At 64.0% G+C, this 17,180-nt stretch carries 17 protein-coding genes; 9 read left to right on the forward strand and 8 right to left on the reverse strand.

Annotated features, from left to right (window positions below; translation table 11 throughout):
- Positions 1 to 17: 17 nt before the first annotated feature.
- Positions 18 to 929 (reverse strand): LysR family transcriptional regulator, encoded by a 912-nt coding sequence (locus tag ACQKQA_RS08805; protein ID WP_427555617.1) that lies wholly within the window; start codon positions 927 to 929, stop codon positions 18 to 20.
- A gap of 77 nt (positions 930 to 1,006) precedes the next feature.
- Here ACQKQA_RS08805 and ACQKQA_RS08810 point away from each other — a divergent pair, with 77 nt between their 5' ends.
- Complete coding sequence (locus ACQKQA_RS08810) at positions 1,007 to 1,495, forward strand: DMT family transporter (RefSeq protein WP_427555619.1); 489 nt, start codon at positions 1,007 to 1,009, stop codon at positions 1,493 to 1,495.
- A 137-nt stretch (positions 1,496 to 1,632) separates the two neighbouring features.
- Here the strand turns inward: ACQKQA_RS08810 and yiaY are convergent, their stop codons facing one another.
- Positions 1,633 to 2,781, reverse strand: a complete 1,149-nt coding sequence (gene yiaY / locus ACQKQA_RS08815; RefSeq protein ID WP_427555622.1) for an L-threonine dehydrogenase — start codon at positions 2,779 to 2,781, stop codon at positions 1,633 to 1,635.
- Between the two features lie 157 nt (positions 2,782 to 2,938).
- Between yiaY and ACQKQA_RS08820 the strand changes: the two genes are divergently transcribed.
- On the forward strand, positions 2,939 to 3,958 hold the full coding sequence (locus tag ACQKQA_RS08820) for a DUF4917 family protein (protein ID WP_427555624.1): 1,020 nt from the start codon (positions 2,939 to 2,941) through the stop codon (positions 3,956 to 3,958).
- 277 nt (positions 3,959 to 4,235) lie between these two features.
- Here ACQKQA_RS08820 and ACQKQA_RS08825 read toward each other — a convergent pair whose 3' ends face one another.
- Positions 4,236 to 4,778, reverse strand: coding sequence for a helix-turn-helix domain-containing protein (locus tag ACQKQA_RS08825; RefSeq protein WP_427555626.1), 543 nt, complete (start codon positions 4,776 to 4,778; stop codon positions 4,236 to 4,238).
- A gap of 159 nt (positions 4,779 to 4,937) precedes the next feature.
- Here ACQKQA_RS08825 and ACQKQA_RS08830 point away from each other — a divergent pair, with 159 nt between their 5' ends.
- Positions 4,938 to 5,720, forward strand: coding sequence for an aldolase (locus ACQKQA_RS08830; RefSeq protein WP_427555629.1), 783 nt, complete (start codon positions 4,938 to 4,940; stop codon positions 5,718 to 5,720).
- 29 nt (positions 5,721 to 5,749) lie between these two features.
- Entirely contained in the window at positions 5,750 to 6,637 is an 888-nt protein-coding gene (locus ACQKQA_RS08835; protein ID WP_427555631.1) for a dihydrodipicolinate synthase family protein, read from the forward strand.
- Between the two features lie 221 nt (positions 6,638 to 6,858).
- On the opposite strand, the gene ACQKQA_RS08840 is transcribed toward ACQKQA_RS08835, so the two are convergent.
- Positions 6,859 to 7,194 carry a YegP family protein gene (locus tag ACQKQA_RS08840; protein WP_427555633.1) on the reverse strand — a complete coding sequence of 112 codons (336 nt, stop codon included), beginning with the start codon at positions 7,192 to 7,194 and terminating at the stop codon, positions 6,859 to 6,861.
- Positions 7,195 to 7,409: 215 nt separating this feature from the next.
- Between ACQKQA_RS08840 and ACQKQA_RS08845 the strand changes: the two genes are divergently transcribed.
- From ACQKQA_RS08845 to ACQKQA_RS08860, 4 genes are all read left to right on the forward strand, one after another.
- The gene (locus ACQKQA_RS08845) at positions 7,410 to 7,946 is read left to right on the forward strand and encodes an RNA polymerase sigma factor (protein ID WP_427555636.1); all 537 of its coding nucleotides are present in this window, start codon (positions 7,410 to 7,412) and stop codon (positions 7,944 to 7,946) included.
- Entirely contained in the window at positions 7,943 to 8,902 is a 960-nt protein-coding gene (locus ACQKQA_RS08850) for a FecR family protein (RefSeq protein WP_427555638.1), read from the forward strand. The genes ACQKQA_RS08845 and ACQKQA_RS08850 overlap by 4 nt, the downstream gene beginning before the upstream one ends.
- Positions 8,903 to 9,022: 120 nt before the next feature.
- A complete protein-coding gene (locus ACQKQA_RS08855) occupies positions 9,023 to 11,590 on the forward strand; it encodes a TonB-dependent hemoglobin/transferrin/lactoferrin family receptor (protein ID WP_427555641.1) in 2,568 nt (855 codons plus the stop codon).
- 532 nt (positions 11,591 to 12,122) lie between these two features.
- Entirely contained in the window at positions 12,123 to 12,476 is a 354-nt protein-coding gene (locus ACQKQA_RS08860; protein ID WP_427555643.1) for a DUF6124 family protein, read from the forward strand.
- A 192-nt stretch (positions 12,477 to 12,668) separates the two neighbouring features.
- On the opposite strand, the gene ACQKQA_RS08865 is transcribed toward ACQKQA_RS08860, so the two are convergent.
- Both ACQKQA_RS08865 and ACQKQA_RS08870 read right to left on the reverse strand, forming a co-directional pair.
- A complete protein-coding gene (locus ACQKQA_RS08865; protein ID WP_427555645.1) occupies positions 12,669 to 12,977 on the reverse strand; it encodes a ribbon-helix-helix domain-containing protein in 309 nt (102 codons plus the stop codon).
- A gap of 80 nt (positions 12,978 to 13,057) precedes the next feature.
- Positions 13,058 to 13,639 (reverse strand): DJ-1/PfpI family protein, encoded by a 582-nt coding sequence (locus ACQKQA_RS08870; protein ID WP_427555648.1) that lies wholly within the window; start codon positions 13,637 to 13,639, stop codon positions 13,058 to 13,060.
- Between the two features lie 335 nt (positions 13,640 to 13,974).
- On the opposite strand from ACQKQA_RS08870, the gene ACQKQA_RS08875 reads away from it, so the two are divergent.
- Positions 13,975 to 14,865 carry a DMT family transporter gene (locus ACQKQA_RS08875; RefSeq protein WP_427555650.1) on the forward strand — a complete coding sequence of 297 codons (891 nt, stop codon included), beginning with the start codon at positions 13,975 to 13,977 and terminating at the stop codon, positions 14,863 to 14,865.
- A gap of 189 nt (positions 14,866 to 15,054) precedes the next feature.
- Here ACQKQA_RS08875 and ACQKQA_RS08880 read toward each other — a convergent pair whose 3' ends face one another.
- Together ACQKQA_RS08880 and ACQKQA_RS08885 are read right to left on the reverse strand one after the other, a co-directional pair.
- The gene (locus ACQKQA_RS08880) at positions 15,055 to 16,272 is read right to left on the reverse strand and encodes a class I SAM-dependent methyltransferase (protein WP_427555653.1); all 1,218 of its coding nucleotides are present in this window, start codon (positions 16,270 to 16,272) and stop codon (positions 15,055 to 15,057) included.
- Between the two features lie 203 nt (positions 16,273 to 16,475).
- Positions 16,476 to 17,093, reverse strand: coding sequence for a TPM domain-containing protein (locus tag ACQKQA_RS08885; RefSeq protein ID WP_427555655.1), 618 nt, complete (start codon positions 17,091 to 17,093; stop codon positions 16,476 to 16,478).
- Positions 17,094 to 17,180 lie beyond the last annotated feature (87 nt).

A 17,180-nucleotide genomic window follows, 5' to 3' on the forward strand; every position in this document is an offset into this window, starting at 1 on the left:
TCAAAAGCAAGACAAATTCAGCCGCGCACTATCACCTGCTCGATCCGCCCTTTCAACCAGTTCAACGCCTGATCCCCGCCCCGGCGCTGATGCCAGGCCAGCACAAAGGCGAAAGGTGGGATGTCGAACGGCGGCGGGACGACGATCAGGTTTTCCCGGTCGACGGTGTGCAGGGCGCGGGAGGCGACAGTGAGGATCAGGTCGGTGCCGCCGATGAACTCCGGGGCGACGCTCCAGTGCGGCAGGCGGATGGCGACGTGACGCCGCTCGCGGATGGCGGTCAGCGCCCGCTCGATTTCCGGGGTGCCGCTGCCGCGCATTTCCAGCAGCACATGGGGCCGGGCGAGGTAGGTCGGCAGGTCGAGCACGACCTCGGCCGGCAGGCTGTCGCGGTCCACCAGGCAGACGTAGTGTTCCTCGAACAACGGCGTGCTGCACAGCGCGTTCGGCAGTTCGGGAAACACCCCGGCCGCGAGATCGATATCGCCGTCGAGCACCTGATCGAGCATGCCTTCGCGACTGCCGTGGGTGATTTGCAGATCAATGCCCGGAGCATCGCGGCGCAGGGAGCGGATCAGACCGGGCAGGATGATCGCCGCGCCGTAATCCGACATCGCCAGGCGAAAGGTACGTTGGGTCGAGGCCGGATCGAACGCGTTGGGCGCAAGCAAGGACTGCACCTGGGCCAGAGCTTCGCGAAGTGGCGTGGCCAGTTCCAGCGCACGGGGTGTCGGCAGCAGCCCACCGCCGCCCCGCACCAGCAGCGGGTCGCCCAACAGGTCACGCAGGCGCGCCAGGCCATGGCTGACCGCCGGCTGGCTCAGGTGCAGGCGCTCGGCGGCACGGGTCACATGCTGCTCGCTGAGCAAGGCATCGAGGACCACCAGCAGGTTGAGATCGATACGTCGAAGATCATTCATCCTATGCATGCTCTGGATAGCTATTTGGAATTTAAATTTGCGCAGCGAATGACCTAGAGTCCAGCAAAACCTGCTGGAGAACGATGATGAGTACGCTGCATTGGGCTGGTTTGTTGCTGTTGGCGGCCATCGCCGGGGCGGTGGTGCCGTTTCAGAGTGCGATCAACGCCAACCTCGGTCGCAGTCTGGGGCATCCGTTATGGGCCACTCTGGCGTCGCTGGTGGTGAGCATGCTGGTGCTGTTGCCGATCGTCGCGGCGTTGCGCCTGCCCCTGCCGTCGCTGGACTTCATCGGCAAGGCGCCTCTGTGGATGTGGGCCGGTGGCGTATTCGGGGTGTGCTTCATTTCACTGGCCCTGATGCTGTTGCCTCGCCTCGGCGCCTCGGGATTCATCGCACTGGCCTTGGCGGGCCAGGTCGTCGCGTCACTGGCGCTGGACCACTTCGGTTTGTTCGGGTTGGTGGAACGGCAGCTGACATTGCCGCGGTTGTTCGGCGCGATGTTGCTGATTGTCGGGGTGGGATTGATTCAATTCAGTGCGGCGCCGGCTCGCGCGGTGTTATCGGCGAGTTAGTGGGGTATCACGAGCGAACCAGAATCAGTAGGAGCGAGGCTTGCCCGCGATGAACGCGCAGCGGTCAACCCGCGATATTGGCGTCGTTCTTAAGGGCATCGCGAGCAAGCTCGCTCCTACAAGGGAATCGCCTTACGTCAGAACGCGTTGCGGAAGATCTCTTCGATCTGGCGCTGGTCGGCGGTGCGCGGGTTGGTCAGGCCGCAGGCGTCTTTCAGGGCATTGGCGGCCAGTACCGGGATGTCGGTCAGCTTGGCGCCCAGGTCACGCAGGCCGCTGGGGATCTCGACATCCCGGGCCAGGCCGCGGATGGCGCTGATGGCGGCCTGCGCGCCCTCTTCCGGGCTGAAGCCACGGATGTCCGCGCCCATGGCGTGGGCCACATCGGTCAGGCGTGCGGCACAGACCATGGCGTTGAAGCTCTGCACATGGGGCAGCAGCACGGCGTTGCACACGCCGTGGGGCAAGTCGTAGAAACCGCCCAGTTGGTGCGCCATGGCATGCACGAAGCCCAGGGACGCATTGTTGAAGGCCATGCCGGCGAGGAACTGCGCATAGGCCATGTTTTCCCGAGCGACCAGATCGCTGCCGTCGCGCACCGCCTGGCGCAGGTTCTGGCTGATCATGGTCACGGCTTTCAGCGCGCAAGCATCGGTGATCGGGTTGGCCGCGGTGGACACATAGGCCTCGATCGCATGGGTCAGCGCGTCCATGCCGGTGGCGGCGGTCAGGCCCTTGGGCATGGCGACCATCAACGCCGGGTCGTTGACCGACAGCAGCGGCGTGACGTTACGGTCGACGATGGCCATTTTCACGTGGCGCTTCTCGTCGGTAATGATGCAGAAACGGGTCATTTCGCTGGCGGTGCCGGCGGTGGTGTTGATGGCGATCAGCGGCAGTTGCGGCTTGGTCGAACGGTCGACGCCTTCGTAGTCGCTGATATGCCCGCCGTTGGTGGCGCACAAGGCGATGCCCTTGGCGCAGTCATGGGGCGAACCACCGCCCAGGGAAATCACGAAATCGCAGCCGCTGCGCTGCAAGTGCGCCAGGCCCTTCTCGACGTTGTCGATGCTCGGATTGGGCTTGGCGCCGTCGAAAATCACCGAGTCGATGTCCTGCATCGCCAGTTTCTCGGCGATCATCCCGGCCACCCCGGCCTGGGCCAGGCCGGCGTCGGTGACGATCAGCGCCTTGCGAAAACCGTAGTTACGAATCGCGACCATGGCCTCGTCGAGACAGTCGATACCCATGATGTTCACGGCGGGGATGAAAAAAGTGCTGCTCATGGCGCGTCCTCCAGGCTGACGCCGAATCGACCACACCGACCCGGCAAATGCGCACAGGATCGACCGATGGGTCACGAAGGTTGTTGATCTGGCTCAAGAGTCGGTCGTGATAAAGTCGGCGCCCTGTACACCTTTTGCCTTGAGACGACGAACCGCGATGATGGATTTCCAGGATTTTGACAGCGACCTTGAAGACTGGAACGCCCTGCGCGCCAACACGCCGATCGCCGGCCTGTTGATCGGCAACGGCGCCAGCCGCGCGGTGTGGGAAGACTTCGCCTACGACTCGCTGTTCGAGAACGCCCGCAGCGTCGAGGAAAAGCCCCTGAGCCCGTCCGAACTGAGTGTGTTCGACGCCCTGCAGACCCAGAGTTTCGAGCAGGTGCTAGGCGCGCTGAAGACCACTAGCCGGGTCAACAAGGCCCTGGCGGTCAGCTCCGCGGCGCCGCGCAACCGCTATTACGCGATCAAGGAAGCGCTGATCAACACCGTGCACGCGGTGCACATTCCGTGGCGCCTGGTGCAGCCGGCGACGCTGGCGCAGATCAACCAGGAACTGCGCCGTTATCGCACGGTGTTCACCAGCAACTACGACCTGCTCAACTACTGGGCGATCCAGCACGATGCCCAGGGCCTCGACGACCTGTTCCAGGGCTCGGACCCGAGTTTCGACATCACTCACACCACCAGCGAACAGACCCGGGTGCTGTACCTGCACGGCGGCCTGCACCTGGTGCGCAACCTGGACGGCAGCGCGCGCAAAATGGGCTCCACCGAGGGCACCCTGCTGGGCAACTTCGCCATCAACAACACCCTGAAGACCCTCGACGACGTGCCGCTGTTCGTCAGCGAAGGCCCGGTGGCGGACAAGCTCAAGACCATCCGCGGCAGCGACTACCTGTCGTTCTGCTACCAGCAGTTGCGGGATCATAGCGACGCGCTGTGCATCTTCGGCCACAACCTGGGGCCCCAGGACAGCCACCTGGCGCAGGCGATCCGCCAGTCTGGCGCGAAGACCCTGGCGATCTCGATCTACCCGCGCAGCAAAGCCTTCATCCAGCACCAGAAGCGCCATTACGCCAAGCTGTTCGAAGGGATGCCGGTGACCCTGCGCTTCTTCGACTCCAAGAGCCACGCCCTGGGCCAACCGGAGCTGTCGGTGCCAGTCGAGCGCTGAGATCCGCGGTCGCCCGGGCGGACGCCATCGCGGGCAAGCCTCGCTCCTACAGGTTGCGTAGCCGCCCCCCCTGTAGCCGCTGCCGAGCGCAGCGAGGCTGCGATCGGGCGCGAAGCGGCCGTAAAACCGGCAATCTGATTTTCCTGGTCCACCGCATGCCCAGGTTTGGCGAGGACTACGTCGGAATGCCGCCCACCTCGATTGCAGCCTCGCTACGCTCGGCAGCGGCTACAGGGCAGCGGTCCGGGGCCAATGGCGTAAGAAAACCCAGAATCCGTCAGTCTTCGCCGCTGTGCACCACCACCAGCAACTGCGCCTGTACCTCCCCTACCGAGCGCAGGCGGTGCGGTTTTTGCGCGTTGAAGTGCAGCGCGTCGCCGCGGTTGAGGATGATCCGCTCGTTCATGAAATCCACTTCCACCTGGCCCTCATGGACAAACAGGAACTCCTCCCCCAGGTGCTCCTTGAAGCTCTTGTCGGCGAACTCCCGGGGCGGGTAGATGATGAACGGCAACAGGCTGCGCTCGCTGACCTGATGCGCCAGCACCGCATACCCCGGCGCCTGGTCGTTGGCCGCCAGCGACTGGCGTTCGTCGCTGCGCACCAGGCTGTAGCTGTCGAGGCTGACCTGGTCTTCGGCGAACAACTCCTCGACCTTCACGTTCAGCGCCTTGGCCAGTTTCAGCGCCGCGGCGATCGACGGCGTGTTCAGGCCACGCTCGACTTTCGACAGGTAACTCTTGGTCATGCCGGATTTCTCGGCCAGCGCCTCGAGCGTCACGCCAAGTTTTTTTCTCAATAATTTCAAACGGATAGACATGTGGAACGGTTAACCCATCAAGGAGGCGACGATTTGTCCTTGCCAATGACACAATGTGTCATATAGCCTCTTAAGTGTCATTTGCTTTCACCCAACGACCTTGCGAGCAGCGGGAGCAGGCAAATCCGACGTCCATTGAAACGACCAAAGGACACCGATATGGCCAAGACACTAGCATTACCCAAAGACCAACTGGTCAAGCAAGCCCTGACCCAGATGCAAAACACCCTGGCGGATAATACGTGGACCGACCGGCAAAAGCTGGCCCTGACCTGCCGCATCCTGTTCGAGAACGGCCACGACTCCGGCCTCGCCGGGCAGATCACCGCCCGCGGCCCGCAGCCGGGCACCTACTACACCCAGCAACTGGGCCTGGGCTTCGACGAGATCACCGCGGGCAACCTGCTGCTGGTCAACGAGGACCTGGAGGTGCTCGAAGGCCACGGCATGCCCAACCCGGCCAACCGCTTCCACAGCTGGGTATACCGCGCCCGCCCGGACGTGAACTGCATCATCCACACCCACCCGACCCACGTCGCTGCGTTGTCGATGATCGAAGTGCCGCTGGAAATCTCCCACATGGACCTGTGCCCGCTGTACGAGGACTGCGCCTTTCTCGAAGCCTGGCCGGGCGTGCCGGTGGGTAACGAAGAGGGCGAGACCATCTCCGCGGCCCTGGGCGACAAACGCGCCATCCTGCTGTCGCACCACGGCCAGCTGTCCACCGGCGCCAGCATCGAGGAAGCCTGCGTGATCGCCCAACTGATCGAACGCGCCGCCAAGCTGCAACTGCTGGCGATGGCCGCCGGCACCATCAAGCCGATCCTGCCGGAACTCGGCCGCGAAGCCCACGACTGGATTTCCAAGCCCAAGCGCCACGCCGCCGCCTTCAACTACTACGCTCGGCAGAACCTCAAGCAACACGCCGATTGCCTGAACTGAAACCACCTCATTCCTCAAGGAGCGTCGCCATGTCGAACGCAAATATTCACGGCATCATCGGCTACACCATCACCCCGTTCACCGCCAACGGCGAACAACTGGACCTGGACACCCTCGGGCGTTCCATCGACCGCCTGATCGACAGCGGCGTACACGCCATCGCGCCCCTGGGCAGCACCGGCGAAGGCGCTTACCTGAGCGACGCCGAGTGGGACCAGGTCAGCGAGTTCAGCATTCGCCATATCGCCAAGCGCGTGCCGACCATCGTCAGCGTGTCCGACCTGACCACCGCCAAGGCCGTGCGCCGCGCGCGTTTCGCCGAAGCCAAGGGCGCGGACGCGGTGATGGTGCTGCCGGCGTCCTACTGGAAACTCAGCGAAGCCGAGATCCTCGCCCACTACCAGGCCATCGGCGACAGCGTCGGCGTGCCGATCATGCTCTACAACAACCCGGCCACCAGCGGCACCGACATGTCGGTGGAGCTGATCCTGCGGATCTTCAACGCCGTGGAAAACGTGACCATGGTCAAGGAGAGCACCGGCGACATCCAGCGCATGCACAAGCTGCGTCTGCTGGGCGAAGGCCAGGTACCGTTCTACAACGGTTGCAACCCGCTGGCCCTGGAGGCGTTCGCCGCCGGCGCCAAGGGCTGGTGCACCGCCGCCGCGAACCTGATCCCGCAGCTCAACCTGGACCTGTACCAGGCGGTGCTGGACAACGACCTGGAGCGCGCCCGCGAACTGTTCTACCGCCAGCTGCCGGTGCTCGACTTCATCCTCAAGGGCGGCCTGCCGACCACCATCAAGGCCGGGCTGAACATGACCGGGCTGCAAGTCGGCGACCCGCGCCGGCCGGTGTTCCCGCTGGGCGAGGTTGGGCGCAATCAGTTGCAGGCCATGTTGAACGCATTGCGCTGATCTTGCGGGCCTCATCGCCGGCAAGCCTGGCTCCTACGGAAGCCGGGGGTGCCGTCCGCCTCTGTAGGAGCGAAGCTTGCTCGCGATAGCGCCCGGCCTGACACACCGCGGCGCCTGGATCGCCAGCAATCGAGCGTCGACGGCGGCTCCTACAAAAAATCGCGCCCAACAAAAAGCCCGACAGGTTGTCCTGTCGGGCTTTTTCATTTCAAGGCTGAAGATTAAGCAGTCTTGTCCTTGATGGTGGTGGTCGGACCGTTGGTCTTGACGCTTTCAATGCCGGCATCCCGCGCCGCCTCGGACGAATAGCGCTGGCTACTGCCGATGATCTGGTGGTTCGCCGCCTTGAGGTTGAAATACGGCTTGCCGTCCTTCGCCACTTCCTTGGCGTAGCGGGCGTCGGTAGGGCTGTTGCTCTGTACCGAGGCGATGCCGTTTTCGGCTGCGCTGCGGGAGGTGTACAGCTCACTCGTCAAAATGGTTTCAGCGTTGCCAGCCTTGAGGACGAAGCGGAATTGCCCGTCGCTGCTTTTGCTCAATTCATACCATCCAGCCATGGTCCTGCTCCTGAGTGTCCGAACATGTGAATGCATGTCGGATTAAAGCCTGTCTTTGCCGGTTTACCAGCGTTTGGGGTGTGTTGCTGAGGCACGTCGTATCAGACAGGAAAAACCGCAGCCGGTTCAGGATACGAAACTCATGCAGACAAATAGTAATAATTCTCGATATCATTCGCGACTTTTCTGCCCGGCAGCCCTCGCGAAGGATTTCCATGTCTCGCTTCAAGCCCGATCCCACCTCGGCGGACCCCGTCCGCGGGTTCTATGCGGACATCCTGCATTACCTGCGTAAACGCACGGACAACGCCTGCGATGCGGCGGACATGACCCAGGACGTCTTCACCCAATGGCTCGATTACCGCGACCGGGCCCAGGTCGAACAGCCCCGCGCCTTTCTGTTCCAGATGGCGCGCAACCTGCTGCGCGATCACTGGCGCCGGCAGCAGGTCCGGCACAAGGTGCACCACCCGCTGCAGGTCGTGGACGCCGAGCCGCTGGCCGACGAACACCACGAACCCCTGCCCGCGGCCCAGCGCCTGCAACGCCTGGAACAACTGAAGGCCGCCCTCGCCGAACTCTCGCCGCGCCGCCGCGAAGCCCTTATGCTGCACCGCTTCGAAGGCCTGAGCCAGGCGCAGATCGCCGAACGCATGGGCATCTCCCTGAGCATGGTGGAAAAACATATCGCCTTTGCCCTGCTGCACTGCAAGCAGCGCCTGGAACAGGAAGGCAAGGAGCACGCGCAATGACCCATCACAGCGACAGCGAACAGCCGCTCGACAGCCTAGACGCCCAGGCGGCCCACTGGTTCACCCGCAATCGCGAGGAGCGCAGCCAGGCCACGGGCAAAGCCTTCGCCGCCTGGATGAGCGAACCGGCCCATGCCCGGGCCTACGCCGAGTTCGAACGCGTGTGGGCCGACCTCGGCCAACTCGAGTCATTGAACCGGCCAACGCCCCTGCCACTGCGCCAGAAGCCACGCTGGCGCCCGGCCCTGGCGGTCGCCGCCGCGCTGGTCTGCGCGCTGCTGGCCATCGAGCTGGGCGGCCCGCTGGCGCCGCACACACAACAGATCGCCGCGCAGAGCCAGGGCATGCGCCGCTTCGACCTGCCCGACGGCAGCACCCTGTACGTCAACGCCAACACCCAACTGCGCATCGACTTCAGCGCCCGGCAACGCAACCTCTACCTGGACCAGGGCCAGCTGTACCTGGAAGTGGCCGCCGACAAGGAACGGCCGCTGTGGGTGCACGCCGGTGACGCCAACGTGAGGGTGGTGGGCACCGGCTTCGATGTGCGGCGCGGCCAGAAGCAACTGGTGGTCAGCGTCGCCCATGGCCGGGTGGCCTTCACCCCCGATGAGCGGAAAGCCGATTCGCTGCTGCTCGGCGCCCACCAGCGCGGCATCTATGACTACGCCAGCGGCACCCTGCGCCAACAGGAGATGAATGTCGCCGAGGTGGCCGACTGGCGCGGCGGCCACCTGGCCTTTCGCAATCGCGACCTGGCCAGCCTGGTGGACGAGCTGAACCTCTACCGCCGCCAGCCGGTGCTGCTGGCCGACGGCGCCCTGGGCCAGTTCAAGGTCTCGGGCAATCTCGATGTGCAGGACCCGGACGCCCTGATCAAGGCCCTGCCGGCGCTGATCCCGGTGCGAACCGTCCCCCTGGCCGACGGCCGCGTGCGCATCGAAGCCCAGCGCTGAAACCTCATATGCGAATATTTTGCATTCGCATATGAGGTTTTATTTCACTGACGCGTCTTCCTCCGGTCTGCGTTGTTTACGCACACCTTTTCTGGCTTTTTCGCCACCCCGGGGGATTTCATGTTTCGCGCGTCTTATCACTGGCAGCACCTCTGTTCGCGTCCGACCCTGCTCGCCGCTTGCCTGGCGTTCAGCCTGCAGGCCCAGGCCCAGGTCGAGTCGCTCACCTTCGCCCTGCCCGCCCAACCCCTGGCGGCCTCGCTGAGCCAGGTGGCGCAGCAGGCGAAGATCCAGTTGCTGTTCGATGAAGAGTTGCTGCGTAACCTGAAGGCCCCGGCGCTCAAAGGCGACTACAGCGCCGAGGCGGCGATCCAGCGGTTGCTGGCCGGCAGCGAATTCAGCCTGGTCAAGGTCGACCAGACCTACGTGGTGCGCCCCGCGGAAAACAGCAGCACCCGCAGTTCGGCGATTCAGCTGGGGGCCATGAGCGTCATCGGCAGCGGCCTGGAAGTGGACTCCGCCACCGTGGGCCGCTCGACCCTGAACCAGGCCGAGATCGACCGCCACCAGGCCACCAATATTCCCAGCCTGATCGCCACCCTGCCCGGCGTGAGCCTTGGCGGTTCGCTCAAGCCCGGCGGCCAGACCATCAATATCTGGGGCCTGGGCGATGCCGAAGACGTGCCGATGAGCGTCGACGGCGCGACCAAGAGTGGCTTCGAGCGCTACCAGCAGGGCTCGATCTTCATCGAGCCGGAACTGATCAAGCGCATCGAGGTGGAAAAGGGCCCGCACTCCCCCGAGACCGGCAACGGCGGGTTCGGCGGCACCGTGCACATGGAAACCAAGGACGCCCCGGACCTGCTGCAAGAAGGCCGCGACACCGGCGCCATGCTCAAGTACGGCTACAGCAGCAACAGCCACGAACAGGCCTACACCGGCGCGGTGTACGGCCGCACCGAGGACCGGCGCTTCGACGCCCTGGCCTACTGGACCAAGCGCGACGGCGACGACATGAAGCTGGCCAGCGCCCAGCCGGACCCGCGCAACGCCTACCCGATCAACCCCAAGCGCCTGCCCAACACCGCCCAGGACCTGGACGGCGAGCTGTTCAAGCTGAACATGCAACTGACCGACGAGCATCGTCTGGGCTTGAGCTACATGCGCTCCAACAGCGATATCTGGGCGCCCTTCTCGGCCAAGAGCTACCCGACGCCGCCGACCCAGAGCGATATCGACAAGTACGGCTACGATGGCGCCACCCGGCGCTTCCTGGCCCAGCGCAACACCGTCGACACCACCTGGCAGGCCAAGTACCAGTACACACCGCTGGACAACCCCTGGATCGACTTCGAGGCCAAGTACTCCTACTCCGATACCGACCAGACCGACGAGCGCGGCCCGACTGCCTACATCCAGCCCGCCTCCGGTGGCCGCAAGATCACCGTGGGTTACGAAGACAAGATTCTCGCGCTGAAAAACACCAGCCGCTTCAGCACCGGTCCGCTGGAACACGCCCTGACCCAGGGCCTGCAGATCCGCAAGCACAGCCGCGAAGTGGACATGTGGATGCCCGGCAAGACCTATGGCACGGCCAATTACAACTACGGCCACTACCAGCCGGGTTTCATGCCCCATGGCAAGGTCGACAACAACGCCTTTTATATCCAGGACGCGATCACCCTGGGCAACTTCACCCTGACCCCGTCCCTGCGTTACGACCATGTGCGCAACCGTGGGCAGAAAAACGACGCGCCGATCTACAACAGCCCGAACCCGGTGGTCGGTCACGACTACGGCGACAAGACCTACACCGGTTGGTCGCCACGACTGTCGGCGTTCTGGACGGTGACGCCGCAATTCGCCCTGTTCGCCGACTACAGCAAGACCTGGCGCGCGCCGGTGATCGACGAGCAATACGAAGTCCAGGCCCCCGGCACCACCCGCTCGTCCACCAGCCGCGACCTCGATCCGGAACGCATCACCGCCTTGCGCGCCGGCAACATCACCAGCTTCGCCAACGTCTTTACCGACGCCGACGCCGTGCAAATCCGCACCACGGTGTTCCGCAACGAAATCAAAGACGAAATCATGAAGAACCTGGGGATCGGCTGCCCCGAGCAACTGAGCAGCGGCAAGAGCATCAACAAGGTCTGCAACCAGCCGACCATCGGGGTCTACCGCAATATCGGCGACCTGACGATCAAGGGCTTCGAGGTCGAGAGTTTCTACGATTCGACCTACCTGTTCGGCTCGCTGTCCTACTCCTGGATCACCGGCAAGCATGAGGGCGCCTACACCAACCCGTGGGGACCGGACGTCTGGGCCCGGGATATTCCGCCGCGCAAATGGGTCGCCACCCTGGGGGTGAAAATCCCGCAGTGGGATGCCCAGGTGGGCTGGCAGGGCCAGTGGGTCCGCCAGACCGACCGCGTGCCGAGCGACAAATACCCGGGCGGCCCGGCCAGCGCCCTGGGGGATTCCTACTGGGACCAGTACGAGAACGACCGCTACAACGTGCAGGGCCTGTTCGCCAACTGGAAACCGCAGCAGCCGTACCTCAAGGGCACCGAGGTCAACTTCACCCTGGACAACATGTTCAACCGCGATTACCGCCCGCCCCTGAGCGGCGAAAACGCCTCGAGCCTGGGGCGCAACGCCAAGATCAGCGTGACCCGGTTCTTCTGACCCGGCGTTACGCTAAACCCTGTAGCCGCTGCCGAGCCCTGGCGAGGCTGCGATCGGGGCGTAGCCCCGTAAACCTGACGCCGCGGTATATCTGATGTATGGAGTTGCCCGGTTTGCGCCTGCTGCGCAGGCGTTCGCAGCCTCGCTGGGGCTCGGCAGCGGCTACAGGTTGGGTTTGTCGGGGAGATGCGGGTGAACGGCGAAGAGGTTTCGCTTTGTTTTGTAAGGTATTTCCGAGAAACTCCTCAACGCCTTTGAGCGTCTTGTTCCCCTCGGAACGATCGGGCAGTCTCCCGGGGTCACTGCAAAATCAGCGGCCCGGATGTGGAAGTTCGGTTCTGGAGAGCGTGCAATTCGTCTCATACGAACATCAGTGAGGTTCAACTGGTGAGCTCGTTTTATGGCGGCTGTACGTGGGGCACCTTCGGGTGCGCCGGTTCTTCAGTCCGGTCTTCCACACCCACGTATGGCTGCCACCTCTCATGTGGAAGTGAGATCCGGCGGTTCCCTGAACGACTGGAGAAATCACCTCATGAAAAAACTCGTCCCCGATCCGCCCCTGCAAGCCCCGCGTAAACTCCGCGACCCGGAACTGGACCGCGCCAACGCCAGCCTGATCGCCGCCTTGCAAGGCACTCGCCGCCGCCCCTTCGGCCTGCGCGACGGCCAGCACAATCCATTGTTCGCTGTACAGCCCGGCGTCAATGCCGAAGACGCGCTGATGCACGTGTCCCTGCTGCTCAAATGCGCCGAGGAGGTGTCCGATGAAATCACCGAACGCGCCAGCGGCGTCGAGCGCGGGCTGATCTGGTCCATGGTGCATTCGGTGGAAATGGCCCGGGCTGTGGTGGATGCCCTGCTGGACGGCACCCGCCCCGCCGACTGACCCCGTACCTGGCCCTGTTAGCCGCCTGTAGCCGCTGTCGAGCGCTAGCGAGGCTGCGATCGGGGCGCAGCCCCGTAAAACCTGACGACGCGGTATGTCTGATGTGCGGCGTCGCCTGGCTTGGCGCCTGCTACGCAGGCGATCGCAGCCTCGCTAGCGCTCGACAGCGGCTACAGGCGGCTACAGGGCGGTTCAGGTCTTTGCGGTGCGGCGCACCACGCTGAGTTCCGGCGTGGTGCTGCGGCGCTGGCTCAGGTAGCGGGTGCAACTGACCCGCAGGAAGGAGGCGAAATTCACCACTTCGCCGCGGTAATCCATCACTTCTTCGTAGAGCTTGGCGATCAGCTGGTTGGTGGTCATGCCGTCGACTTCGGCGATTTCGCTGAGGATGTCCCAGAACTGGTTTTCCAGGCGCAGGGTGGTGACCACCCCACAGATGCGCAGCGAGCGCGAACGAGACTCGTAGAGAATCGGGTCGGCTTTGACGTAGAGCTCGCACATGCTGGCGTTCCCCTATTGAAGGTGTGAGCGGGCGCTCTGCTATCGCCCCGATAAGGCGGCAACGGCGGAGCGCCAGCTGTTTACAGCGTGATCTTGGTGCCCAGCAGGCCGAGGAAACCGGCCAGCCAGCTCGGGTGCGCCGGCCAGGCCGGAGCCGTCGCCAGATTGCCTTGAACGTGGCTGTCCGTCACCGTGATATCGATATAGGTGCCACCGGCCAGGCGCACTTCCGGAGCGCAGGCCGGGTAGGCGCTGCACTCGCGACCTTCGAGAATGCCCGCCGCGGCCAGCAGTTGCGCGCCGTGGCAAACCGCGGCAATCGGCTTGCCGGCCTTGTCGAAGGCCTGCACCAGTTGCAGGACTTTTTCGTTCAGCCGCAGGTATTCCGGGGCCCGCCCGCCGGGGATCAGCAGCGCGTCGTAAGCGGCGGCCTCGACCTTGGCGAAATCGAAGTTCAGGACGAACTGATGGCCCGGCTTTTCGCTGTAGGTCTGGTCGCCCTCGAAGTCATGGATCGCGGTGCGCACGGTCTGCCCGGCCTGCTTGTCGGGGCACACCGCATGCACGGTGTGGCCGACCATCAGCAGCGCCTGGAACGGCACCATCACTTCGTAGTCCTCGACGTAATCGCCGACCAGCATGAGGATTTTTTTCGCGGCCATGGGGATGACTCCTCTTCAAGGGAAAACAGGAGTGTTCAAGGTAGTCCTTATCGGCGATGCCGGGTAATAACCCGGTACTACGCCGCAACGCCTTCTTCTGTAGGAGCGGCCGGTCGACGCTCGATTGCCCGCGATAAAGGCGACGCGGATTTCCTGGTACACCGCGTCATCGTTCATCGCGGGCAAGCCTCGCTCCTACAAAAAAGCGTGCCCCCGTCGCGCCGTGGAGGGCCGAACTGTACGGACAACTCTGCGTACAGCTGTTACAGGGCGCTGCGCAGGGTTTATGGCTAGATGAATGCCCCTGTCCTTCCTACAAGAAAACGGTCGCCATCATGTCTTCCCGTGAAAATACCGGCATGGCCCTGGGCCTGCTCGGCGTGGTTATTTTCAGCCTGACCCTGCCCTTCACCCGCATCGTGGTGCAGGAACTGCATCCGCTGCTCAACGGCCTGGGGCGGGCGCTGTTCGCGGCGATTCCGGCGGCGATCCTGTTGCTCTGGCGCCGGGAAAAATGGCCGACCTGGCAGCAGCTCAAGGGCCTCTCCCTGGTGATCGCCGGGGTGATCCTGGGCTTTCCAGTACTGTCGGCCTGGGCCATGCAGACCCTGCCGGCCTCCCACGGCGCACTGGTCAACGGCCTGCAGCCGCTGTGCGTGGCGCTGTACGCCGCGTGGCTGTCCCATGAGCGGCCGTCCAGGGCCTTCTGGGGTTGCGCGGCGCTGGGCAGTGCGCTGGTGCTGGGTTATGCGCTGATCAGCGGCGCCGGCAGTATCCAGGCCGGCGATCTGCTGATGCTCGGCGCGATTGCGGTCGGCGGCCTGGGTTATGCCGAAGGTGGCCGGCTGGCCCGGGAGATGGGCGGCTGGCAGGTGATCTGCTGGGCGCTGGTGCTGTCGACGCCGTTGTTGATCGGCCCGGTGTGGTACCTGGCGGCGCAGCACCAGGGCGCGGTCTCGGCGAAGACCTGGTGGGCCTTCGGCTACGTGGCGCTGTTCTCGCAGTTCATCGGTTTTTTTGCCTGGTACGCCGGGCTGGCCATGGGCGGCATCGCCCGGGTCAGCCAGATCCAGTTGTTGCATATCTTCTTCACCATCGCCTTTTCGGCGCTGTTCTTCGGCGAGCGGGTGGAACCGGTCACCTGGCTGTTCGCCGTGGGGGTGATCCTCACCGTGATGCTTGGGCGCAAGACGGCTGTGCGTCCCGCAGCGCCGGTACGGGTGTAGCCGCTGCCGCAGGTTCGGGCCGCGTTCGGACGAACGACGGCGCAGCCGGCGCAAGGGCGGCTGCTTCGATCGTTCAGATGTACCGCGTCGTCAGGTTTTGCGGCCCCTGCGGGGCCGATCGCAGCCTCGCGTTGCTCGGCAGCGGCTACAGGGACGTGTCAGGGCCGATTGCAAGGGCCGGTGTAGGGCTCAGGCCAGGTAGCCGTCGGCCTTGAGCAGGGTTTCCAGGCAGTGTTCGCTGATGTGGTAGAACGCCTTGAGTTCGCCGATCTTCGCCAGCAGTTGGCTCGGGTCCTGAGACTCGGCGCGTTTGACCGCGAGGATCATCTTGTTCTTGTTGGTGTGTTCCAGGGAGATGAATTCGAAGACCTTGGTCTCGTAGCCGCAGGCTTCGAGGAACAGCGCGCGCAGGCTGTCGGTGACCATCTCCGCCTGCTGCCCCAGGTGCAGGCCGTATTGCAGCATCGGTTTGAGCAGCGCCGGGCTCTGCATCTGCGGGCGGATCTGCTTGTGGCAGCACGGCGAGCACATGATGATCGACGCGCCGGAACGGATGCCGGTGTGGATCGCGTAGTCGGTGGCGATATCGCAGGCATGCAGGGCGATCATCACATCCAGTTCGCTCGGCGCCACGCTGCGCACGTCGCCGCATTTGAATTCCAGGCCCCGATGCTCCAGGCGCGCCGCCGCGGTATTGCACAGGGTCACCATGTCTTCGCGCAGCTCGACGCCGGTCACCTGCCCCTGGGCCTGCAAGGTGTTGCACAGGTAATCGTGGATGGCGAAGGTCAGGTAGCCCTTGCCGGAACCGAAGTCCGCCACCCGCACCGGCTGTTGCAGGTCGATCGGCGAGGAGCTCAACGCATGGCTGAAGACCTCGATGAACTTGTTGATCTGCTTCCACTTGCGCGACATCGCCGGGATCAGCTCATGCTGCTTGTTGGTCACCCCCAGATCGGTGAGGAACGGCCGGCTCAGCTCCAGGTAGCGGTTCTTCTCGCGGTTGTGCTCGGCGGACGGCACTTCGCGCTGCTGCTGGGCCTTGCCCTTGAACAGCGAACTCTTGCCCTTCTTGCTGTATTCCAACTGCACCTCATCGGTGAGCGACAGCAGGTGCGCGTTCTTGAACGAGGCTGGCAGCAGTGCGGCGATCAGCGCCACGCCCTCGGCGAGGGGGAAATTCTTGGTGATATCGCGGGTCTTGTAGCGGTAGACGAAGGACAGGCACGGCTGCTCCTTGACCGTCACTTGCTTGATGATGATCCGCTGCAGGTCCGCCTCGGCCCCCACGTGCTTGGCCAGTACCAGCTTGATAAAGGCGTTCTGCGCCAGGCTGGTGTCCAGCAGGTCGAGAAACTGGGCGTGATGGTCCGGCGCGAGGCTGGCGGGGGTAGCGGTTGCAGACATGTAAAAGGCGCCTCGGGCGGTGCGGGGTGAATCGGGGAATGGCGGGTATTTTAGGGGGGATGGCCGGCGGGGGCACGGAGTTATTTACCCGGCGGCGCAGATTTGACGGGACTTACCCCCTGTAGCCGCTGCCGCAGGCTGCGATCGACCACGAAGTGGGCGCTTGCCCGGTAACGGGCAAGACGGTATCTACAGGAGCGGGGTCAGCCCAGTATCACCAGGCGGTTGGGCAATTCGTTGCGCACATGGGTCAGCGGCACATGCACCTTGAGCAGTTCGCCGCAGGCCTCGATGCAGGTGATGAAGCCCTGCAGGGTCTGGCCCTGTTTCACCTGCCGGGTGAAGGCCTGGACGATGGCGTCCCAGCTTTTGGCGTCCAGGCGCCGGGAAATGCCTTCGTCCACCAGGATCTCCACATAGCGCTCGGCCTCGCAGACGAAGATCAGCATCCCGGTACTGCCGACAGTGTGGTGCAGGTTCTGTTCGAGAAACTGCCGGCGCGCCAGGTTCGAGGCGCGCCAGTGGCGCACCGAGCGCGGTATCAAGTGGCGGGTGATCCGCGGGATGCGGAACACCAGGCACAGCACGATAAACACCGCCCATTGCACCAGCAGCAACAGGTGCATGCTCAGCCAGCCGGTGGCGTAATGCACCACCCCCGGCACGATCAGCGCCAGCAGGCTGGCCCAGAGCAGCGGAATGTAGGCGTAGTCGTCGGCGCGGGCGGCCAGCACGGTGACCAGCTCGGCATCGGTCTGCTGCTCGACCCGGGCAATCGCCTCGGCGACCTGGCGTTGTTCGTACTCACTCAGTAATGCCATGTTTTCCCATACCCATCGATTATTGTTAGTCCTGCCGCCTGACGATCCGCCGCCGTCAAGGCTACCTCCACCACCACTGCAACCTAC

Source organism: Pseudomonas sp. NPDC089530, assembly GCF_050280705.1.
Lineage (GTDB): Bacteria > Pseudomonadota > Gammaproteobacteria > Pseudomonadales > Pseudomonadaceae > Aquipseudomonas.